This window comes from Sporosarcina jiandibaonis, from assembly GCF_013184495.1.
In the GTDB taxonomy this organism is placed as follows: Bacteria; Bacillota; Bacilli; order Bacillales_A; family Planococcaceae; genus Sporosarcina; species Sporosarcina jiandibaonis.
In genome coordinates this window covers 231,951-253,324 of record NZ_JAAOIY010000006.1, presented here as the reverse complement: position 1 = coordinate 253,324, position 21,374 = coordinate 231,951, and the positions used below count along the sequence as shown (strand labels likewise).

At 40.7% G+C, this 21,374-nt stretch carries 18 protein-coding genes, 2 rRNA genes and 1 riboswitch; of the genes, 10 read left to right on the top strand and 10 right to left on the bottom strand.

Annotation, left to right across the window (positions count from 1 at the left end; genetic code table 11):
- The 7 genes from G8782_RS15585 to G8782_RS15555 form a co-directional block, all read left to right on the top strand.
- A 23S ribosomal RNA gene (locus G8782_RS15585) occupies window positions 1-157 on the top strand; the annotation flags it as partial.
- Window positions 158-241: 84 nt separating this feature from the next.
- A 5S ribosomal RNA gene (gene rrf, locus G8782_RS15580) occupies window positions 242-357 on the top strand.
- Between the two features lie 695 nt (window positions 358-1,052).
- On the top strand, window positions 1,053-1,856 hold the full coding sequence (locus G8782_RS15575; protein ID WP_246231711.1) for a YihY/virulence factor BrkB family protein: 804 nt from the start codon (window positions 1,053-1,055) through the stop codon (window positions 1,854-1,856).
- 20 nt (window positions 1,857-1,876) lie between these two features.
- Window positions 1,877-2,551 (top strand): response regulator transcription factor, encoded by a 675-nt coding sequence (locus G8782_RS15570; protein ID WP_172372896.1) that lies wholly within the window; start codon window positions 1,877-1,879, stop codon window positions 2,549-2,551.
- Entirely contained in the window at window positions 2,548-3,921 is a 1,374-nt protein-coding gene (locus G8782_RS15565) for a sensor histidine kinase (RefSeq protein ID WP_172372864.1), read from the top strand. The genes G8782_RS15570 and G8782_RS15565 overlap by 4 nt, the downstream gene beginning before the upstream one ends.
- A 75-nt stretch (window positions 3,922-3,996) precedes the next feature.
- Window positions 3,997-4,395: a hypothetical protein gene (locus G8782_RS15560; protein WP_172372862.1), complete on the top strand. Its 399-nt coding sequence runs from the start codon at window positions 3,997-3,999 to the stop codon at window positions 4,393-4,395.
- Window positions 4,395-6,497: an MMPL family transporter gene (locus G8782_RS15555; RefSeq protein WP_172372860.1), complete on the top strand. Its 2,103-nt coding sequence runs from the start codon at window positions 4,395-4,397 to the stop codon at window positions 6,495-6,497. The genes G8782_RS15560 and G8782_RS15555 overlap by 1 nt, the downstream gene beginning before the upstream one ends.
- 115 nt (window positions 6,498-6,612) lie before the next feature.
- On the opposite strand, the gene G8782_RS15550 is transcribed toward G8782_RS15555, so the two are convergent.
- From G8782_RS15550 to G8782_RS15515, 8 genes are all read right to left on the bottom strand, one after another.
- Window positions 6,613-7,278: a 3'-5' exonuclease gene (locus tag G8782_RS15550; RefSeq protein ID WP_172372858.1), complete on the bottom strand. Its 666-nt coding sequence runs from the start codon at window positions 7,276-7,278 to the stop codon at window positions 6,613-6,615.
- A 32-nt stretch (window positions 7,279-7,310) separates the two neighbouring features.
- The gene (locus tag G8782_RS15545; RefSeq protein ID WP_172372856.1) at window positions 7,311-9,236 is read right to left on the bottom strand and encodes a DUF294 nucleotidyltransferase-like domain-containing protein; all 1,926 of its coding nucleotides are present in this window, start codon (window positions 9,234-9,236) and stop codon (window positions 7,311-7,313) included.
- Window positions 9,237-9,333: 97 nt separating this feature from the next.
- Window positions 9,334-10,875, bottom strand: coding sequence for a sodium:solute symporter family transporter (locus tag G8782_RS15540; RefSeq protein WP_172372847.1), 1,542 nt, complete (start codon window positions 10,873-10,875; stop codon window positions 9,334-9,336).
- 92 nt (window positions 10,876-10,967) lie between these two features.
- Window positions 10,968-11,285, bottom strand: a complete 318-nt coding sequence (locus G8782_RS15535) for a DUF485 domain-containing protein (RefSeq protein ID WP_172372845.1) — start codon at window positions 11,283-11,285, stop codon at window positions 10,968-10,970.
- A 370-nt stretch (window positions 11,286-11,655) separates the two neighbouring features.
- Window positions 11,656-12,417 (bottom strand): energy-coupling factor transporter transmembrane component T family protein, encoded by a 762-nt coding sequence (locus G8782_RS15530; RefSeq protein ID WP_343035076.1) that lies wholly within the window; start codon window positions 12,415-12,417, stop codon window positions 11,656-11,658.
- On the bottom strand, window positions 12,407-13,864 hold the full coding sequence (locus G8782_RS15525) for an ABC transporter ATP-binding protein (RefSeq protein WP_246231710.1): 1,458 nt from the start codon (window positions 13,862-13,864) through the stop codon (window positions 12,407-12,409). Before G8782_RS15525 ends, G8782_RS15530 begins: the two co-directional genes overlap by 11 nt.
- On the bottom strand, window positions 13,857-14,438 hold the full coding sequence (locus tag G8782_RS15520) for an ECF transporter S component (RefSeq protein WP_172372843.1): 582 nt from the start codon (window positions 14,436-14,438) through the stop codon (window positions 13,857-13,859). The genes G8782_RS15525 and G8782_RS15520 overlap by 8 nt, the downstream gene beginning before the upstream one ends.
- 1 nt (window position 14,439) lies before the next feature.
- Window positions 14,440-15,045: a YkoF family thiamine/hydroxymethylpyrimidine-binding protein gene (locus G8782_RS15515; protein ID WP_172372841.1), complete on the bottom strand. Its 606-nt coding sequence runs from the start codon at window positions 15,043-15,045 to the stop codon at window positions 14,440-14,442.
- Window positions 15,046-15,129: 84 nt separating this feature from the next.
- Window positions 15,130-15,236: riboswitch (TPP riboswitch) on the bottom strand.
- 179 nt (window positions 15,237-15,415) lie between these two features.
- Between G8782_RS15515 and G8782_RS15510 the strand changes: the two genes are divergently transcribed.
- Both G8782_RS15510 and G8782_RS15505 read left to right on the top strand, forming a co-directional pair.
- Complete coding sequence (locus G8782_RS15510) at window positions 15,416-15,937, top strand: YcxB family protein (protein WP_172372839.1); 522 nt, start codon at window positions 15,416-15,418, stop codon at window positions 15,935-15,937.
- Window positions 15,934-16,836 (top strand): acetamidase/formamidase family protein, encoded by a 903-nt coding sequence (locus G8782_RS15505; protein WP_172372837.1) that lies wholly within the window; start codon window positions 15,934-15,936, stop codon window positions 16,834-16,836. Before G8782_RS15510 ends, G8782_RS15505 begins: the two co-directional genes overlap by 4 nt.
- Before the next feature lie 52 nt (window positions 16,837-16,888).
- Here G8782_RS15505 and G8782_RS15500 read toward each other — a convergent pair whose 3' ends face one another.
- On the bottom strand, window positions 16,889-19,027 hold the full coding sequence (locus tag G8782_RS15500) for a type IA DNA topoisomerase (protein WP_172372835.1): 2,139 nt from the start codon (window positions 19,025-19,027) through the stop codon (window positions 16,889-16,891).
- Between the two features lie 464 nt (window positions 19,028-19,491).
- Here G8782_RS15500 and splB point away from each other — a divergent pair, with 464 nt between their 5' ends.
- Window positions 19,492-20,520 (top strand): spore photoproduct lyase, encoded by a 1,029-nt coding sequence (gene splB, locus G8782_RS15495; protein ID WP_172372833.1) that lies wholly within the window; start codon window positions 19,492-19,494, stop codon window positions 20,518-20,520.
- 131 nt (window positions 20,521-20,651) lie between these two features.
- Here the strand turns inward: splB and G8782_RS15490 are convergent, their stop codons facing one another.
- Window positions 20,652-21,296: a DsbA family oxidoreductase gene (locus tag G8782_RS15490; protein WP_172372831.1), complete on the bottom strand. Its 645-nt coding sequence runs from the start codon at window positions 21,294-21,296 to the stop codon at window positions 20,652-20,654.
- Between the last annotated feature and the right edge of the window lie 78 nt (window positions 21,297-21,374).

Here is a 21,374-nt window from a genome sequence, read left to right as displayed (position 1 = left end):
TGCTGAAAGCATCTAAGCATGAAGCCCCCTTCAAGATGAGATTTCCCATTACGCAAGTAAGTAAGATCCCTCAGAGAAGATGAGGTTGATAGGTCCGGGGTGTAAGTGCGGCGACGTACGTAGCTGACGGATACTAATTGATCGAGGACTTAACCTATTTAAGTTATAAGGGTTTGATTGACCCTGATTTGTGAATATTATCATTCGTTTTATCCAGTTTTGAGCGAACAAGCTCAAATAGTCTAGTGGCGATAGCGAAGAGGTCACACCCGTTCCCATACCGAACACGGAAGTTAAGCTCTTCAGCGCCGATGGTAGTTGGGGGCTTCCCCCTGCAAGAGTAGGACGTTGCTAGGCACTTAAAGAGTCATTACCTTAATGGTAGTGGCTTTTTTTGTTCTTTGCTAAAAAAATCTTTTACCGTAAGGTGAAATCTGACTTGAAGTTAAGCTCTTCAGTGCCGATGGTAGTTGGGGGCTTCCCGCTGCAAAAAGTCTAGATTCCTTTAGAATCTAGACTTTTCTGCGTGATATTCGCGTTATTTTGCGAATATCTAAGCAAGGTCTTTTAGGACGTTGCTAGGCACTTAAAGAGTCATTACCTTAATGGTAGTGGCTTTTTTTGTTCTTTGCTAATGAAAAAATAATTTTTTTACCGTAAGGTAAAATCTGACTTGAAGTTAAGCTCTTCAGCGCTGATGGTAGTTGGGGGCTTCCCGCTGCAAAAAGTCTAGATTCCTTTAGAATCTAGACTTTTCTGCGTGATATTCGCGTAATTTGCGAATATCTAAGCAAGGGGTTTTATGACGTTGCTAGGCACTTAAAGAGTCATTACCTTAATGGTAGTGGCTTTTTTTGTTTGCGTATTTATATTACAGATCCGCCATTACATAAGCTGGCGGCTTGTGTTATTATAGTTGTTATTTAGGGTACAGGTAGCGCAATGATAAAATTATAGCTAGCGGTTTAGTTTTTTCTTGTAATTTCTGCATCACTTCGTACAGAATAGAATAGAGTAGTACTTTCTAACATGAAGGTTATAGGAGGGTAATAATGATTTTTATGGATGTCATTAATCGCTTTATGAAAGAACGTTTTTTTGACCAGGCAGCTCAGACTGCCTACTACCTTCTTCTTTCTATGTTGCCCTTTCTAATTTTTATCCTTTCTCTTCTAAGTTTACTTCCAATAAATGATGAAATATTATTAGACTTCCTAGAACCGTTTATTCCAATCGAGTCATTTAAATTAGTTGAGAATAATGTTCATGAAATAGTAGGAAGAAACAAAGGCAATTTGATTGTAACAAGTTTGGTTTTGGCTTTTTGGGTTTCCTCGATTGCTGTTCAATCGCTTGGTCGATCCTTGGATTTAGCATATGGTCATGTACGTTCTTCACCTTTCTGGAAAGTCATTATTCGAGATCTGGGGATTACGCTGTTATTTATGGTTGTCATTCCGTTGTCTTTATTTCTTCCTTTCATTGTAAGGTTTTTGCGTAAGCTTGTTGCTTATTCGGATAAGATTGAGGATTTACGTGTTTGGCTTTACATATGGCCGAATCTGAAGTGGGGTCTTGGAACGCTATTTTTGTTTGCGTTTTTTCTATTGTTTTACAAAGTCGTACCGACAGGCAAGGTAAAGTTGAAAGGGGCTCTTCCAGGTGCGGCCTTTGCAGCTTTAGTTTGGCAGTTATTTTCTTTGTTGTTTGGTGATTACGCAGCAAATGTTGATTATACACGATTATACGGCCAATTATCTGGTATCATTCTTCTAGTGCTCTGGTTTTATTTTACAGCAGTAATTATTTTATTTGCGGGCTTATTAAATGCTGAATGGCGTAAGCCTCCTAAATGAAAGTGTGGTTGAATAATATGATGAAAATATTAGTAGTGGACGATGATTCGAATATATTAGAGCTAGTTAGCATCCAATTAACACAGGCTGGTTATAGTGTTCAGAAAGCATCAAATGGTTTTGAGGCGCTTGAAATAATAGATGATGAATATCCTGATTTGGCGGTAGTTGATGTGATGATGCCTGGTATGGATGGGTATACGTTGACGAAAAAGATTCGTACCGAAACGGATATACCTGTTTTATTGTTAACGGCGAAAGGGGAACTTGACGATAAGGAGAAAGGGTTCCTTGCTGGTTCCGATGACTATGTTGTTAAGCCTTTTGAACCGAAAGAATTACAGTTTCGAATTAAAGCGATTTTACGAAGATATGATAAAGCGGTCGATGTATTTATCCAAGCTGGGCCATTAAAGATAAATCGGCAGAGCTATGAAGTGTCTGTTGGGAATAAGGTATTGTTGCTTCCACTAAAGGAGTTTGAACTTCTATCAGTTTTAGCTTCGCGCCCTAATATTGTATTCACTCGGGAAATCCTGCTGGAACGTGTGTGGGGTTATGATTATGAAGGCGATGAACAGACGTTGAATGTTCATGTTAAACGGGTTCGCGGGAAGTTGGAGAAATTAACTGATGAAGTTAAGATTGTGACGGTTCGCGGTGTCGGTTACAAATTAGAGGTAGAGTCATTATGAAATCGCTGTATGGGAAGTTTCTGCTGATTACGGTTGCAATTATGATCGGAAGTGGTCTGATTGCATTCTTAGCTGTATATACATATTATCATCAAGTATTAAAAGAACATAATGACGCAAAAAATATGGCGATTGCAGATAGTATCGCTGTTTTCATCGATACAAATGAGGGGTTGGATCTTGAACAGTATTTGGAGACACAGGCCGCTGCTGGTTATAAGTTATATGTTGTGAATGAGGAAAAAGTTGCCACATTATACGGTGGGTCTTTTCGGGTTCAAAATCTATTGGAAGACTCGATTGACAGTGTGTTGGACGGAAATGCTTACCATGGGATGCGCGATCTGCCTAGTGAAACTTTTGTCACTGGATTTTTTTCGAATGAATTAGCAAATACGGTCGGTGTTCCATTTTCACATAAGGGGAGTAAGTATGCGCTCTTTTTGAGGCCTGATATAAAAATGCTATTTACAGAAGTGCATTCTATTTTGGGCGGAATGGTTGTGGTTATGGCGATTTTCAGCTTGTTGTCGATGTTGGTTGTAGCTAAGAAATTAATTGATCCAATTACTGCGTTAACGGCTGCTACTAAAAAAGTCGGGGATGAACGATTTACGGATGTTCTCGATATAAATAGAAGAGATGAAATTGGGCAATTGGCGAACAGTTTTCAAGAGATGACGATGAGATTGAGTGAAAATGATCGAATCCGTAAAGAATTCATCAGTGATGTGTCGCATGATTTTCAATCGCCGCTATTGAACATTAAAGGTTATTCAGAGCTGCTTCTTGATGAAAACCTCAGCATTGAGGAACGTAAGAATTATGCATCTGTCATTCAATCTGAAACAGAAAGGCTCTCTTCCTTGACGAAACAGTTGCTCTTATTGACGTCGCTCGATCAGCTTTCAACCCCGCTTACGTTAAAGACTTTCAGTTTGGATAAACAGTTGAAGGAGACGATACGTAAATTTAGATGGTTGTTGGAAGAGAAGAATATGACTTTGTCCATGGATATGGCTGTTGTTGACTTCAAAGGTGATCCAGCCTTCCTTGAAAAAGTATGGGAAAATTTATTTTCCAACGCTTTAAAATATACTCCTGAGGAAGGAACTGTGGAAATTAGTTTAGTGGAAAATGAGAAAGACGTTGTCATTGAGGTGCGGGATAACGGGATTGGGATTAAGGAGCATGAACAAGAACGTATATTTGACCGTTTTTATAGGGCGGATCATTCAAGAACGATTAGCGGAACCGGCTTGGGTCTAGCAATCGTGCAGCAAGTTGTAAAATTTCACGAAGGAACTATTCGCGTCGTCAGTAACGAAGTTAAAGGAACAACCTTTATTGTCACATTGCCCAAATTATAATTTCTAGTTAATCTTCCGTTCATGTTGGATGTTTAAGATAAAGGTATAACATAAACAACATAGGAGGAAATTGGTATGCAGGAAAAATGGAGTTTGCGACTTATTCGCATAGCAGCGATTTTTGGTTTGATCGGAACGGTATTCGGGTCACATATGGCGGGGGCGGGATCGTATGCGTTTCGACCGATTCACGCGCATATTCTTTTGGTCGGTTGGTTATCCATGTTCGCGTGGGGCGTATTCTATAAAGTTTTTAAAGTTCGCGCGGATAAATTAATCGCAGCACAAGGATGGACAGCAATTATTGGTGCGACTGGTCTTTCAGCTGGTATGTGGTTACAGTTTTTAAAGCCATTTAATGTGAATGAAACATTTTCGCTCATACTATATATCGTTGGTGGAACAATCCTGCTTGTCAGCTTTGCATTATTTGTCGTTGTCACATTTCTTGCTGAAAAAGATGGAAAGCGATAATGACTAAATTGAAGGAAAAAAGACTGTGGTGGTTATCTGTTGGAATTTGGATTGCTCTAACTGTTATTTTGTCGGGACTCGCTCCGGGTGGAAAAGAGTTTGTGCAAGCAAATAAAGATGCTGGATTGCCAGCAGATATGGAGTCAATAATAGCGGATCGTCAACTAGAAAAACATTTCCCACAAGATGGCGGAATACCGATTTTCGCTGTGTTTCATAAAGAGGAAGGAATAACGGACGAAGAAATTCAAACGTTCGCTCAAACACTTGAAGGTCTAAAGTTTGATGAGTTAGAAAGTCTCCCATTATCAAAAGTGAATCCAGAAATACAAAGAAATTTTCTTTCTAAAAATGAAAAAACATTTTTCGTCCCTCTCACTTTACAAAAAGATTTAGATGACAATGAATTACACGACTTAGTGAGTGCGATGAAAGAAAGCGTTAATCCGAAAATTGATAAAAGTATTGAAGTCTCCTGGACGGGTCCGGGGGCTATCGCATCTGATGCAATCGAGTTGTTTAGTCGTGCAGATATTGTTCTTTTATTGTCAACTGTTGGGCTTATCTTGGTATTGTTACTCGTTATTTACCGCTCCCCTTTGTTAACCTTAATCCCGCTCGTGGGGGCTGCAGTTGCTTATACGGTTGTGGATCGGCTAATTGGTTTATCGGCTCAAGCAGGCTTATTTACAGCGGAAAGTCAGGCACTATCGATTATGACGATATTGCTGTTTGCTGTAGTGACAGATTATTCGTTGCTGATCTTTTCACGATACCGGGAAGAGTTAAGAATTCATGAATCGACAGACGCAGCCATGCGGGAGACCATGCGTCATGTGAAGGAGCCAATCTTTTTCAGCGGAAGCACGATTGTTCTTGGCGTTTCGACATTGTTCTTTGCACTTTATGAACCATATCGCAATTTTGCGCCTGTTTTTGCGATTGCAGCGGGTGTGATGCTAATCGCGGGATTGACATTGCTCCCGGCATTATTTGCATTAATTGGTCGAAAAGCATTTTGGCCTGTCATTCCAAAGTTCGGAGAAGAAACGATTGAAAAGAAAACGTTTTGGGGTAAAGTTGCGGGGAAAGTTACGAAACGTCCTGTTTTATTTTTGATTCCGATCACGTTATTGCTCTTACTCGGGGCAGGGAATGTAAAGAATATGGAAGAGTCGTATGATTTGCTCGAATCATTCCCCGAAGATTTATCTTCCCGTGTCGGTTATGAAAGACTTGTAGATTCGTTCTCTGCTGGCAGTCTTGCACCTGGCACGTTATTGTTTGTATCGGAACGAGAACTTAAAATGGAAGAACTTCAAGCGGCTATTAGAAAAATTGAAGAGAAAAGTGAAGTTGAAAGTGTGACTGCACAAGGTAATCCGCTATCAGAAGACGGAAAAAGTGCGAAGTTCTCAGTCACTTTTAAAGGAAATCCTTATGGTCCTGAAGCTTTTGAGACAGTACTAGAACTTCGTGATGAAGGCCAGACAATTATGAAAGAGGCTGGAATTGTCGATACAGATATCTATATTGCAGGTGAAAGCGCTAAGAACGCTGATTTGCGTGATATCAGTGATCGGGATACATGGTTTATCATGATTTCAATGACAATCCTGATAACGATTATGCTAGGATTGCAAACAAGGTCAATTATTGCGCCAATCTATATGATTGGAACGATTTTGTTATCGTACGCTGCAACACTTGGGTTATCACTATTTCTATTTGATAAGTTTTTAGGGCTTGAAGCGATTGGTTATCGAATTCCGCTCTATACGTTTGTTTTCCTTGTAGCATTGGGAGTCGACTATTCGATTATGCTTATTGCTCGTATTCGTGAAGAAATGAAATCATTGCCATTCGAGGATGCGGTTCGCAGGGGGCTTGAAAAGACTGGAGGAGTCATTAGTTCAGCAGGAATAATTCTTGCGGCAACATTCCTCGTGTTAACGACGATGCCGATTGATGAACTTAAATTATTTGGATTTATGATGGCGCTTGGTATTTTGATCGACACGTTTATCGTACGTCCTTTGCTCATTCCAGCAATTTTGATATTGCTTGGTAAATGGAGTTTTTGGCCAAAAAAAATAAATTAATTAGAAAAGGTTACTTCTGTTGCGGAAGTAACCTTTTTTAATGAAATCAATGCCGTTTGATGCTGCTCTAAAAAAGTCTTGAATTAATTTAACTGTTTTTATCATACTGGGGAAATTAAAACATCGTTATTTTTCGCTGTATCTTGTCATTCTTTAATCGTAGTAAGTGGGATAATGTTGTAATACCTTGTTGTTCAAGTCGCTTTAGTAGTTCGACAAATAAGTGTGCTGTTGTCAATGCATCGCCTAGTGCCCGATGACGTTCGAATGTTTGTGTACCGAAAATGTACGCGTACTCTTCTAAGTCACGTCGATTGCAGGCAGGTATTAAATAATCAATTAAATCAACCGTATCAAAGGTTGAAGGTTCTTTGTATGAATATTTAGCCCGTTGTACTTCCTGAGTAATCACGTGTCTGTCAAAATTCAGGTGATGCCCAACCCACCCCCAACTGTGATTGTCTTCAACAAACTGGAAAAAAGATTTTATTGCATTAAGGGCTGATGGGGCATTTTCGACATGTTGCTGTTCAATTGAAGTTAGTTTGGTGATAAGTTTAGGTATGTCTCGGGCCGGATTCACGAATGTTTGGAATGTTCGATCTGTAACTTGTAAGTGTTCTACATGGACGGCGCCAATTTCAATCATTCGATCATCCGTACAAATTGAAAAACCCGTCGTTTCAGTGTCGAAAACAGTAAAAGACATATCTTGGAGTTTCGTGTCTAACTGTAATGATTGACCTAAATTATATGATAATCGTTTTCTTCTCCCGAACATGCACCTTCCTCCTTAGCTGCAGATTGTCTATGCTATAATTTCGCCAATAGGCGAGACTGTAAAGAGTGAACGGTGTCTAACATCGTTTTCAATTCAGCTCGTTGCCATCTACGAATTGAAGCGAATTTTATTTCGGTTGTAATCTTTTCGCCACGCAGATGTTTTTGCCACGACATTTGAATTCTTGCGCTAAGCGCCACTTCGTAGGCATGTCGGATATCATCGGCAAATTCAGCTGATAATTCTTTTTTATCTACGAGACCTTCTATTAACTGCAAAGGTTTATCGCCCATGACATTTTTAATCACCCCTAATATTTGCAAACAATGATGTAAGGGGAATAAAGCATGTAATTTAATATCAATCATCTCACGTTTTTCCTTCCCCCTGAAAAGGGAAAAGAAAGATTCATTGAATTGCGGGACCGGATGATCTTTTTCTTTAAGCGCCATATAATAAAGAAAAGTTTGAGAGCTTTTCAGTTGGTCTTGCACCATCCTCTTAAAGTGTTCATTAAGTGCCGATTGACCATATAAAAATCGGAAAGATAAAAAGTTGTAACCTAATAAGATATGTTCATCAGTCGCTTTTATCGCCCACGTTTGAAGGCGATTTTGCCAGTCTGAAAGGGAGCCGCGCCATATTGCCTCGTTGGACATCATTTTTCCTGCACACCTGGCATAACCCGCTTTCTCCAAATGCCTAACTATTTCTTCGCCAAGTAATGAAAAATACTTATCGCTTCGTTTTCTCTCATTCTTATTTGTCGAATCAGCGTATACGAGAAAGTGATCTTGGTCAGTCACCATAAATTGCTCTCCCCGGGCGCCACTACCCATCTGGTACCAAGAGAAGGGGACAGGCGGCAATCCTTTCCCCTGGCTTTCCAGAGATTGCACGGCTAATTTCACGCAGTGCCGTGCAAGACGATCGTATAGCCGCGTAATAATCTCCAAGGTATGAATCGTTGAAATCTCGTCTTGAATCAAATTCGACAATACATCATAGATCGCTTCTCTAACGATAGGTAAATCCCCGTATGAAGATATTTCAATTGTATTTAAAACGCCCATCGATCCCCGGTCTCGTTTAGAAAGTAAGTTATGGAATGTTAAGACACCGACGAGAGATTCACCTTCCACTACAGGTAAATGTTTGACGCCGTATTTATAAAATGTAGATAACACTTCGTAATAGTAGGCATTTTGAGAAACAGTATACAGTTTCTTTGTCATGATATCCCGAGCTTTTAAAGGAAGTGTTCGCCCTGAGGCGATAACTCTTTGGACAAGGTCTTTTTCTGTCACAAGACCAACCAGCTTATTAGCATCATCGACGACCATAACCGAGCTGATTGAATGCTCAATCATCAAATTGGCTATCTCTTCTACTGAGGCATCTATATGGATAGTAATTGCCGGGGAGCTCATCAAATCTTGGGCACGGCGGACAAATGGTTCACTTTCTCCCCATTCGTCTCCTAATTTCACTTGTTCACCGAGGGAAGCATATACATTTCCCAAACGAATAGCCATTTTTCTTAAAATAAATTCTCGAACTGAATCGTCAAGTAATCTTTTTTTAATAACTGAGGCGGGAATTTGTAGGCCAAAGGAATCTTCCATAATTTCCAACTCTAAACGATGTTTATCAAGCGGGTGAACGGTTTCACCCAAGTAATGGGCAATATGGGAAAAGCCAATCATTTCACCCTCCTGAAGAACTTCGAGAAGTACTGAAAGCCCCTTATTATTTTCTATGAATACTTCCGCCGAACCTTCTAAAATTAAAAATAATCCTTCTTCAGCTGTTTTAAAGTAAATGATTTTCTCGGAACTTTGAAAATACTTCAGCTCGCATTCTGCGATTAACCCTGTAAATTCATCGTTTGAAGTCCCTTTAAAAAGTGGTTGGTCATGGATCTTTTTATAAAGTGTGCGATGTTCACTTTCTAGCATCTTTTACGACCACCTTTAACATAAACTGAAAACCCTTCCCTATACACTAGTTAGGGAAGGGGATTATTGTTTCTACTGATAAGTTATCCTAAAGAAATTAGCGTCCGAGTTCTCTATAACCTGTTTCAGCTTTAAATTTAACTTCGGCATAATAGACTTCATCTTTTCCTCTGGAAGAGACTAATGTACCAATAATAGCCGCTAGAAATCCTGCTGGCACAGATACGATTGCAGGGTTCGTATATGGGAAAATTGGATTTCCTACGAAAAATGCAGCGCCTTCTACAGGATTCACCACACTAGGGCTCATGGCAACGAGAACGAGTGCGACGATTAACCCCGTTAACATGGAAGCAACTGCTCCTGTCGTGTTGAACCGTTTCCAGTAGATTGTAAAAAGAATCGTTGGAACGTTTGCTGAGGCCGCAATACAGAAGGCCAGAGAAACTAGGAACGCAACATTAAGTTTTTCGGAACCGAGTGCTAAAAGAATGGAGACCACAGAGACGCTAAGTGCCGCAATTCTGGCCGCGTTTACTGCCTGTTTCTCCGTCACTTTTCCTTTCTTAATGATTTCTCCATAGATGTCATGCGCAATTGCTGAAGCACCTGACAATACTAGACCCGCTACGACTGCAAGAATCGTTGCAAACGCAACCGCCGCAACGAATGACTCCAGGAGTTCACCGCCTAACACACCGGCGAGCATCGGTGCAGCCATATTACCTGCAGCATTTTCAGCGACAATTGCATCAGCACCTACAAATTTTGCAGCACCGAATCCAAGGAAAATCGTTAGTACATAAAATATCCCGATAATCCAAACTGCATAGATGACAGAGGAACGCGCTGTCTTTGCATCTTTAACAGTAAAGAAGCGCATTAAAATATGCGGTAAACCGGCTGTTCCTAAAACGAGTGCAATGAGGACGGATATTAGCCCAATTGGATCTTTATAAACGACCCCCGAATGAAGAAAAGCTTCCCCGTGTGGCGTTGCGGTTCTCATTGCATCAAACATCCCAATAAAGTTAAAGTTGAATTTCAAGAGAACAAGGAAAGATATAATAATGGTTCCAGCCATTAGCAAAATGGCTTTAATAATTTGTACCCAACTTGTCGCTGTCATTCCGCCAAATAGGACATACACGGTCATCATAACACCGACGATTAAAACTGAAATCCAATAATCAATGCCTAACAGCAATTTGATAAGTGCGCCTGCACCGACAAGTTGAGCAAGCATATAAAATAATACAATCGTGATTGTATTTAATGCGGCCGCCCCGCGAATTTTTCTAGCTTGGAATCGTGAACCGATCATATCGGCCATTGTATATTTTCCTAGGTTACGAAGCGGTTCCGCGATTAGAAATAAAACAACTAAGTATGCTGTTAACCAACCGACACTATAATAAAAACCGTCAAACCCATTTAGGGAAATTGCTCCAGCAATTCCGAGGAATGAGGCCGCGGATAAATAATCTCCGGCAATGGCCATTCCGTTTTGCCACCCGGTCAAAGAGCCTCCGGCAGTATAAAAATCACTTGCGGTTGTTGTTTGTTTCGCGGCCCAATATGTAATAGCGAGCGTAAGACCAATTACGCCGACAAAAATTGCTATGGATAGGATATCCACCAATAAATTCCCCCTTTATATTAACCTCGTAGAATAAAGCCGAACTAAATCGATTAATTATGATTTTTGGTCGTCTTTAGAGCCACCAAGCTTTATAGAACATTTTTCTTTAGAATTTCTTCCACGTCTTTATCAAATTCTTTTGCTTTGTTCATATAAATAGAGGTTAGAACCCACACCATAATGAATATGCCAAAAGAGTACACCCATGTCCAAGTCATCCATCCGATTGCGCGAGCTTCAAGAATAGAAGTGTAACTAGTGAGAATTGGTAATGAAAAAAAGACAGCAAAAAAGAAAATGACATAAGGTCTAGAAAAAGCGGCTTTACGTTTAACTAAACTTTTGAATTCCGGTGTATTAATGATTTTTTCAAAATCCAAATCTTTATTTTTATTATTTTTACTCATCATTTGATCTCCTTCGTTTTAGGATAGTTTCAGGGTTGTAAGCAGATTTAAGTACTCCTTTCATATTGATAAATGATTCTAGATCAGGGAAGTTCGAAAATTGTAAAAACAACTAGTAAACTGACGATAACAATCTATCAGACAATATGCAAGTATTATTATATTTAGTCTAAAAGCGTGGGGGAAAAGGAATATCTTCATATAAGGAAAGCCCTTGACTCTAAGGAGAATCAAGGGCTTTCCAATGATTATTTAGTTTAAGGGGCGGCAATGCCAATGCTTTATCACATGGAATCGCCGCCTTTCAATTCCGATCAACTGAATCAATAAATCTCCAGGGCAATCTACTATAACTAAAGAAACAGTTGTTTCATGTTAGTAAAACTCCTAAAATACTGCTAGATATAAGAAGCGTTAGGAACAATGCTGTAAGTACCCAGTCATTAAATCGAACAGTGACAGGTTTGAAAAATTCAGTTCGCGGTTCTCCCGTGAATGCTCGAGCTTCCATCGCGAAAGCTGCTCGTTCAGCTTTTCGTACAGCAGCTGCAAGTAGGGGAATTAGCATTCTTCTCATTCCAAAGAGTCGTTGCCACCACCATTTCTCATCTCCAACGCCGCGAAGTCTATGAGCATGCCGGATTTGTACAAACTCCTCCTTCACGACAGGCAAAAACTGATAACCTACCATAATCCCGTAAGCTAATTTTGGAGATAGCCGAAATTGTTGCATTAAGCTCATAACGAAATTCACTGGTCTTGTCGTAAACGCAAACAGGAGGGAAATAGATGAAAAGGCAATTACCCGGAACGATAGTGACAGTGCACGTGCAAATTGTTCATCGGTCACTTCGATATGTTTCCACGACCAAATCACTGTTCCACCAGCTTCTGCTGCAAATAAAATCGTCGTCCATAAATAACCGAACGCTGTAATGACGAAGGGAATCATCATGAGCAACCAAAGTTTCCAATTAATACGGCTGCATACTAATTGAATCAACACGATCCCAACAAAAAATATAGCAGGTGTCCACGGGTTAAAAAACCAAGCTAATGTCAGCATAGAAACGACGACGACGAGAAATTTAATCGCAGGATTCATTTCATGAAGCTGTTCATTAAGTACCACGAAGGCCACCTCCTATAGGTGGAAGTAGAGAATGTTCACGGAGTAGCTTTTCATCTTTCCAAACGTCCGCTGCATTAAATTCTCCGGTCAAAAGGCCTTCTTTCAATAGAAAGACCGTGTCTGCAATGGATGCCGCAAACTCCATGTCGTGTGTGATAACTAACACGGCAAGTCCTTCTTCCGCACGTGTGCGTATAAGTTGATGTAGTTCATTCAGCGCCGCTTCATCCTGCCCGCTAGTCGGTTCATCCAGAAGGAGAACTGATCTCTTTTCGACGAGCATGGCCGCAATGGCAGTTCGCCGTTTCTGTCCATGACTAATTGCAAACGGATGCGCATCATGGATATCATCCAACCTTAAACGTTTCATTAGATCGCCAACTATCCTCGGTTCGGCCCTTTTTGAAAACAAAACTTCGTCTTCCACCCGTTGCGTAACAAACAAATGCTCAGGTGACTGGGGAACATAGCCTGGGAGGGTTTGCCTACTGATAATCCGGCCTTGTGAAAGTGGCAGTATTCCGCAAATCGCTTTGAAAAGAGTCGATTTTCCGCTGCCATTCGGACCCGCAAGCACAGCAATCTCCCCGTGTCTTAATTTGATGGATGCATTATGTAATAATGTCTTTCCTTTCAATTCCACAGAAACATCCAGCGCCTCAAAAACTGTTTCTTCCACCATAGAAGTGTTTCTTTTGTTGAATAAAATCGGCGCAGCAACAACGGAATCAGATTGTTCTACAAAGCCGCCAGAAATGACTTTGAGACGACGATTGAAAAAATCTTTCCAAGCATCGAGACGATGTTCGACTGCCACTACTGTCCATCCATACTTCTTTTGAAGTTCATCTAGCCAACCCACATATTCTTGTGCTGTCAGTGGATCAAGATGTGAAAGGGGTTCGTCGAGCAAAAGAACTTCTGGTTCCATAAGGATCGCGCACGCTGTAGCGACTCGCTGTTTCATCCCGCCGGAAAGTGTTTGGATGAGTGTATGTCTTAAGTGTGTTAACCGTGTAGTATCCAATGCTTCGACAATCCGCTTCTCCATTTCCGCACGTGGTACATTTAAATTTTCAAGCGTGAATGCCATCTCTTCTTCTACGGTCGGCATACAAAACTGTGAATCAGGATCTTGAAATACAGTTGCGATACGAGCATTCACTTCACCGGGTAAGTAATCAGCCTGATTTTTTCCAAACAACGTAATCGAACCTGAAAGAATCCCATCGCAACTCTCAGGGTAAAGTCGGTTCATCAAATAAAGCAGCGTACTTTTCCCGCTACCACTCGGTCCCGTAATTACGACGCGCTCTCCCTGATGAATTGTAAATGAAACATCTTGTAAAATAGGCTCGTCATCTTCGGGAAAGCGGAATGTGACGTTACTAAGTTCCATTACCATCGAAGTATTAATCGGAATGGGCTTTTCTTGTAACTTAATCAACTGACGGCTTCCTTTTATCTAAAGAAATCGCGTAGCCGCGAAGAGCTCCGGTTGCTAGAAGTCCATCCGACACCCATTTTCCGCCAAATCCGGCAATAACCGCACCGCTCATAACCCGGAGACCGAACATTAACGCTAAATAAGAAGGGGCAAGTGCAGAGTAACCTGAAACGAAAAATCCATAGGCAAAACTGAAAACAGCGGCTCCAACACCTGATAGCACAAGCACCCACCAATTAAAACGTTTATAACCAGTTGCTGCGAATGCGGCCTCTGCACCTAACCCTTGAATAAGGCCGCTCAGTATCAGGCGGGGTCCGACCGCGTTTCCGATCATGACCTCAATTGCAGCCGTAATGGTTTCGGAATACACCGCAGCTCCAGGTTTTCGAATGATATACATACAAATGATGGAAACGATAAACCAAATTCCGAATATCCATTCATATGCGATCGGTCCAATAAAGCCCGACCAAATATTACCGACATGAACAAACAATAAATACACAACTGCAAAAACAACAGAAAACACTGACATGAGGACTACTTCTTTTAGCTTCCAAGATCTCAACATCTTATAAAACTCCTTCGTGTGAAGGACTATTAATACTCATATTCACCGTCATGACGAGATGGCGATGTTCCTCGGATCTTGCGTTTTTAAATGTTTCTTCCAAAAATGCAAATACATCATGAATATCGCCGTGCAATCCACTCGCATAGTGCATGCTCTCATTAAACACGCCGTGCTCTTTTGCACGATTCACTTCTTTGTAAATGACCGACATATAATCCGGATTGTTCATTGGATATAAAGCGAATTGTGAGGACACATATTGGCGCATATCGGAAACTTTCGATTGATTCAACAGAATATCGTCTTTTTCTAAATAAGCATCGCCTGCCGTATCACCGGGACAGCCGATTGAGAAAGTCCCGTTAAAGGCAACGTGGACACCCGTTTTTGTGGCATGCAAAATAATTGCTTTTGCCGTGTCAAACACATGAATTTCTTTCCCGCGCATCACCGTGCTGACATCATCTGTATGCATCCAAACATTGGACGTATCTGCTTCGGCGAGCGCTCCTTTTATTATCTCAATAAAATTGTCCGCCATCGGATGAAGTGAAAACCTCAATCCTACAATTGGACTTGTACCGCAAGAAAAACTTGTATTCATAACTATTTCCTCCTATTTTTCTCCACAAAAAAACCGCATCCGCGAAGATGCAGCTATTTTTCACGTATCAATTAAGGATGAACGGAAAAAGTAACCGCACTTCCCCACGCCAGTATTATCTGGTTCGAGTTATAAGGGATCGGAGCAAAAGCTCTCATCTCAGCCGAAAATAGGCACCCCTAGTGCAGAAAACGTATGTGATTTTTAATGTGAGTAATTGATTTTGCTGGAATCTCTTCTAGCGCACCAATTATAGACGAGGAAATCCATCCTGTAAATAGGCAAAAGTAATTATGAGAAAGAACAATTCTATCCAACTAGTACTTTAAGTGGTAATATAAAGTTAAATCGGCATATAAAGGAGACTTCAATGAAAATCGAATACAATTTAGCGGCGGAAGATTATATACACTTTAATTTGTTTCACCTTAAACATTCTAAAACATCCCTTAAATCATTGTATTTACAAAGATATTTATCGCCTTTATTTTTTATCCTGGTCTCAATTATTTTTTCAATCATGGGTGATTTGCACTTATTAAGTACACTCATACCCTTTTTAGTGTTAAGTATTTTGTGGGTGATTTTTTATCCGAAATTATTCTATCGACATGTCAGAAAAAACGTGCGGAAAATGTTCAAAGAAGGTAAAAATGATGCTTTACTAGGTGCGCACACAATGATCTTGATGGACGAAGGATTTGTGGAATCAAATTCAAATGGTGAATCAAAAGTAAAGTGGTCGAGCATTCAAAAGGTTAAAGAGGACGAAGAGTTTCTTTACTTGTATAACAGTGCGGTCAGCGCGTATATCATTCCTAAAAGAGATCTATCAAATCAGGTAGAAATTAAAAACTATATTCATTCTAATGTTAAGGAGGCGGAGTCATGACAGTGCTATCCCGTGATTCAGGAATCATTTATGAATTCAATAAAGAAAATACACCTACGAAGGTCATATCTTCAGGAACGACAATAACCATTGAAACGTATGATTGTTTTCAAAATCAAATTCAATCCGAAGAAACTGTCGTTACAGCAATTGATTGGGATAAAATTAACCCGGCAACAGGACCTATCTTTATTAAAGACGCAATGCCTGGAGATATTCTGAAAGTCAAAATAGAGAAAATCGAGATTGGCAATCAAGGTGTCATGGTAGTTGGACCGGATTTAGGAATAATGGGTCATAAAATTGAAGAGATGGAATCAAAAATTCTCCCAATAAAAAATGATGAAATCTTGTTCAATGAAATTGCAATCCCGTTGAATAAAATGATTGGTGTCATCGGTGTTGCTCCTGAAGGCGAAGGTGTAAATTGCGGGACGCCAGGAGCACATGGCGGAAATATGGATAACAAAATGGTGGCAGAAGGAGCTACACTTTACTTCCCAGTGTTTGTTGAGGGTGCGCTCTTTGGTCTTGGTGATCTTCACGCAGCAATGGGAGACGGTGAGGTTAGCGTCTCGGGCGTTGAAGTGCCGGGAGCTGTTACGGTCAAATTGGACCTCATCAAAGGTGAAAATTTGGTGCATCCAATGTTGGAGAACGAAGAGGTATTTACGCAAATCGTTTCAGCTGTGACATTGGATGAGGCGGCGAAACTAGCGGCATCACTGATGATTGAGCGTATCTCTGAAAAATCCGGTCTTCCAATTAGTGAAGTTAGTATGCTGATGAGTGCAGTTGGCCAGTCTGAGATTTGTCAAATTGTCGATCCTCTCATGACAGCTCGATTTGTTGTGCCGAAGTGGATGTTGGAAAAACTGAATGTAAGTTTAATTGGTTAGTAATCATTCAAATTCCCCCTAACTCTCATTTTTGAGCGATAGGGGGAATTTTTTATTGCGAACTTCTGTCAAATTCCAAGTTAAGTTTTTGTCCTTCTAACTTTAAAGAAGCATTGAATTTATTTCCGTTTTTTGCGACAAATCCGCTAATGACGTTCGTTTGACCTTTTGTGCATAGATGTTTCACTTGTGTCGGGGTGATTTTCTTTTTTAGAAAAATTCCCGGAAATGTCTGTTTGCAACCGTCTTTGTATGCGGTACAACCATAAAATCCTTTTCGAGTGACAATCATGCCTTTCTTGCACGTTGGACAAGGAGCGACTTCGACATTTCTTCGTGGTGATTTTGCTGTCGATGGGATAGATTTCACTTGGAAAGTTGCGGTTTCAATTTGCCCAGGCACATTTTGAATCAATGAATCTAGAAACTTCTCGATATTGCTTAAAAAGTGATCGGCGGCACCGTCGCCATTGCCGATTTTTCGTAAATAGGATTCCCATTTCGCGGTCATCGAAGGGCTGGCGAGCAAGCTGCCTTCGATTGCTTCGCATAAAATACGACCTTTATCAGTTAGAGATACAATGTTTTTGGTTACTTGAATATAGCCATGTTTTTTAATCGTTTCGATAATTCCACTTCGTGTCGCTTCTGTTCCGAGTCCTTCGATTTCTTTCAATATTTCTGTTTCCTCATTGTCTTCGACGAATTTCCCGCATGTTTTCATCAATGTGATAAGTTGACCTTCCGTATATGGTTTTGGCGGTGTTGTTTTACCTTCGCGAATGCCAATCTTGCTGTTAACGGGCTCATTTTGTCGAAGTGGGGGCAATGACTCCTCTTTTTCTTTTGATGAAGTTGGAAATAACGCTTTCCAACCAAGATCTCGCTCCGTTTTACCTGTCGTGAAAAACGGTAATTTGTTGACGTCTGTCGTTATTTTCGTTTCGGTATAGAGATAGTCCGTATGAAACATTGCAAGTGTTGTTCTGACAATCTCTTCGTATAGTTTCCGTTCATTTGGCGGCAGCTTTGCCAGCGCAGCCTCTGTAGGAACTTTTTTGGTTGGAATGATGGCGTAATGTTCTTTTACTTTTGCATTGTCAACATAGCGTTTTTTTGGTTGACGCGAATGAATCGGAAACGATTGCTTAATTAGTGATTGGTAGTCTTCAACTTGGTCAACTAAATAAGCGAATTCACTCGTTGTAATGTGTCGAGAATCAGTACGCGGATAGGTGACAAGCTTTTTTTCGTATAAGTTTTGCATCGTTTTTAAGACGTTGGCCGGACTCATTTTCCATCGACGGTTTGCGGTAGCTTGCAAAGTCGATAATGAATGAAGTTGAGGCGGCGGAATTCGTTTATCTTTCTGTTGAACAGATGTGATAACACCTTGCGAGGTTGGTTGAATGTTGTGTTTCTTGAGTAATTCAACAATTTCTTCTCGCTTTTTCGTTTTTACCTTAGCTTTTCCTTTATAAGGACCATTTTCAGCGGTGAATAAAGCATCCACTTCAAAAAACGGTTCAGATACGAATGTTTCAATTTCTTTTTGACGTTCATAAATCAGATAGACAGTAGGGGATTGAACGCGACCGATTGGAAAAACTTGCTCGTATCCTTTGGCCTTGAGTAAAAGCGTGTAGAGACGGGAACCATTCATGCCTACGAGCCAATCGCTGATTTGGCGCGCTTTTGCTTCTTCGTAAAGCAGTAAATCTTTTTCGTTGTCCCGCAAATTCATAAAGCCTTTTCGAATTTCATCAATTTCCAAAGAGTTAATCCAAAGCCGTTTGATTGTTTTATTACGTGCGCCAGTTTGATAGAAAATACTGTAGAATATGTTGGATCCTTCGCGGTCCACGTCACAAGCATTAATAATCGTTGAGGCGGAAAGTATGAGCTTTTTCACGGCTTGAAATTGCGCATATTTTCCTTTTGCCACTTGGAATTCATAGCGTTCTGGTAAAATTGGCAAACTACCTAGAGACCACCGATTCCATCGAGGATTATACGCTTTGGGTTCTTTCAATTCGACAAGATGGCCGATGCCCCATGTGATGAAAGCGCCCTGCGGAAAGAGCTGGCTTTGCGCTAATTCGATATGCGTTTTATGTCGGCTTTTGACCGTGAATGCTTCGGCGTAGGCTTTTGCTTGGGACGGTTTTTCTGCTAATATGACTGGTTTCATAATATCACCTCAAATTCTCATATAATAGTACGTCCGTTCTGTTAAATTGATTATCTCATATATTGAGGTAGTTTACTATTCTGTGGGTGGGAAGAATTGTAGGAATAATTATCAGCAGGATAATTAGCCGTCGGAATGTGTCAAAGTCGTGTGGTACACGCTTTTATGAGTATTTAATATCGAAAAAAGTAGAATCATTTAAAATGAAAAAATCTATCATTTATTAGAATTAGGGAGATTGCTATGAACTATACAACTGCAAAATGGCTTATAGGCATACTATCTATTATCGCTTTCGGGTGTTTTAAGGGAGATAGATCAATGTCACAGGCGTTGAGGGAAGAATGTGTTCTTTGAATAATTTTTTCAACTAGTTGCCTTCGAGGGCATCGGTCTTCGAATAATTTCTAGGTTCTGAGACAAGCTAGTCGGTAAATGGTAAGCGTTATTACGGAGGATTGCATATGAAAAAACCATTCACACCACAGCTTGTCTATTTCGAGCCGAATGCATTGGAGTATCCGCTAGGAAAAGAACTGAAAGCAAAGTTTGATAAGATGGGGATTGAAACGCGCTTTACGACTTCGCATAACCAAATCCGTGATTTGCCAGGGGAGACGGATGCGCAAAAATATCGGATTGCGAAGTCGACGTTAGTAGTGGGTATTCGGAAAACGCTGAAATTCGATACGTCCAAACCGTCGGCGGAATACGCAATTCCTTTTGCGACGGGCTGCATGGGGCATTGCCATTATTGTTATTTGCAGACGACGATGGGGACCAAGCCTTATATACGGACATACGTGAATGTAGAGGAGATTCTTGATGCAGCCGATAGGTACATCGAGGAGCGCGCTCCGGAAATTACACGTTTCGAGGCGGCCTGTACATCCGATATTGTAGGGATTGATCACCTTACCCATACATTGAAACGTGCCATTAACCATTTTGGTCAAACAGAGTTGGGTCGACTGCGGTTCGTCACGAAATTTCATTATGTAGATCATTTGCTGGATGCGGTGCATAACGGTCACACCCGATTCCGTTTCAGTGTCAATGCCGATTATGTCATTAAGAATTTTGAGCCAGGCACCTCTCCTTTGGAGAAACGAATAGAGGCGGCTGGAAAAGTAGCGCGTTCCGGTTATCCGCTCGGTTTTATCGTGGCGCCCATTTATCTTCATGAAGGTTGGGAAGAGGGCTACCGCCATCTATTTGAGCGTCTCGACAAGGAGCTGCCGCACGATGCAAGGGATGATATTACCTTCGAATTCATTCAGCATCGTTTTACAAAGCCGGCGAAAAGAGTGATTGAAAAAAATTATCCGAAGACAAAATTGGAGCTGGACGAGGAAAAAAGGCGCTACAAATGGGGAAAGTATGGAATTGGAAAATACATTTACCAGAAAAATGAAGAAGACGAGATTAAGGAGAGGCTATTTAGTTATACTGAACAATTCTTTCCGAACGCGAAAATCGAGTATTTTACATGATAAAATCATAGTCCAAGCATATCGTTCAGATATGCTTGCATTTCATGTGCGCCCGGTTAGTTATTCGTAAATGATTGGTGATCCTTCAAACTTCGAGAAACGAAACTACTATCTTGATTCAAGGATTACGATTAACATCCAGCGCTATCGCAGGTCATTCTCTCGGGGAAACCCGGCTTTTTTCTGTTGATCTCATCATTAATAATTTGTTCGAGCATTTCTTTGGAACGGATTCCAGGGACTTTTGTGTCACCGATTACAAAAGTGGGAACTGCCGTAATACCCGCTTCATTATAAGCGTGCTGCAATGCTTGTTGATGCGCTTCTTTGTATTTCCTCGTTTCCAAAGCTTCACGATATTTTTTTTCATCCAAACCAATCTCGCCAGCTAATCGAGTTAATTGTTCAATATCGCCTATGTCCAGATCTTCTTGGAAGAAAGCGCGCAATATCCGTTCGTTGTATTCATTTCCTTTGCCCTGCTCTTTGGCATATTGATAACCTTCGAAAGCCAAGTGGGTGTGAGGTTGCGGAGAAACGCTCGGGAGTACAATGTCGATTCCCATTTGTTCAGCCATTGGAAATACGGATTGTTTCCATGTACTTTGCAAATAATGTTCTTCCGGTTTTAATGTTTCGTTCGGATATGGACGCAGCTCGTACGGCATCCATTCAACTTCCACATCTTTTCCTTCTATTGCTTCATCTAAAGGCTTCTTTGCCAATAAACAAAACGGGCAGACATAGTCCGAGTATATTTTAATCTTAACTGTCAAGATGACTACCTCCTATTTGATAGTAGCTGGATTCGGTTCCATTGTAATTCATCGTCCGAGTTCAGTAAAATATATACT

Excerpts from the sequence above, each read along its gene's own strand:
- splB (WP_172372833.1), top strand. The coding sequence starts at position 19,492 with ATGAAAAAACCATTCACACCACAGCTTGTCTATTTCGAGCCGAATGCA.
- G8782_RS15565 (WP_172372864.1), top strand. The coding sequence starts at position 2,548 with ATGAAATCGCTGTATGGGAAGTTTCTGCTGATTACGGTTGCAATTATG.
- G8782_RS15545 (WP_172372856.1), bottom strand. The coding sequence starts at position 9,236 with ATGCTAGAAAGTGAACATCGCACACTTTATAAAAAGATCCATGACCAA.
- G8782_RS15555 (WP_172372860.1), top strand. The coding sequence starts at position 4,395 with ATGACTAAATTGAAGGAAAAAAGACTGTGGTGGTTATCTGTTGGAATT.
- G8782_RS15520 (WP_172372843.1), bottom strand. The coding sequence starts at position 14,438 with ATGTTGAGATCTTGGAAGCTAAAAGAAGTAGTCCTCATGTCAGTGTTT.
- G8782_RS15515 (WP_172372841.1), bottom strand. The coding sequence starts at position 15,045 with ATGAATACAAGTTTTTCTTGCGGTACAAGTCCAATTGTAGGATTGAGG.
- G8782_RS15535 (WP_172372845.1), bottom strand. The coding sequence starts at position 11,285 with ATGAGTAAAAATAATAAAAATAAAGATTTGGATTTTGAAAAAATCATT.
- G8782_RS15570 (WP_172372896.1), top strand. The coding sequence starts at position 1,877 with ATGAAAATATTAGTAGTGGACGATGATTCGAATATATTAGAGCTAGTT.
- G8782_RS15500 (WP_172372835.1), bottom strand. The coding sequence starts at position 19,027 with ATGAAACCAGTCATATTAGCAGAAAAACCGTCCCAAGCAAAAGCCTAC.
- G8782_RS15510 (WP_172372839.1), top strand. The coding sequence starts at position 15,416 with ATGAAAATCGAATACAATTTAGCGGCGGAAGATTATATACACTTTAAT.
- G8782_RS15575 (WP_246231711.1), top strand. The coding sequence starts at position 1,053 with ATGATTTTTATGGATGTCATTAATCGCTTTATGAAAGAACGTTTTTTT.
- G8782_RS15550 (WP_172372858.1), bottom strand. The coding sequence starts at position 7,278 with ATGTTCGGGAGAAGAAAACGATTATCATATAATTTAGGTCAATCATTA.
- G8782_RS15560 (WP_172372862.1), top strand. The coding sequence starts at position 3,997 with ATGCAGGAAAAATGGAGTTTGCGACTTATTCGCATAGCAGCGATTTTT.
- G8782_RS15505 (WP_172372837.1), top strand. The coding sequence starts at position 15,934 with ATGACAGTGCTATCCCGTGATTCAGGAATCATTTATGAATTCAATAAA.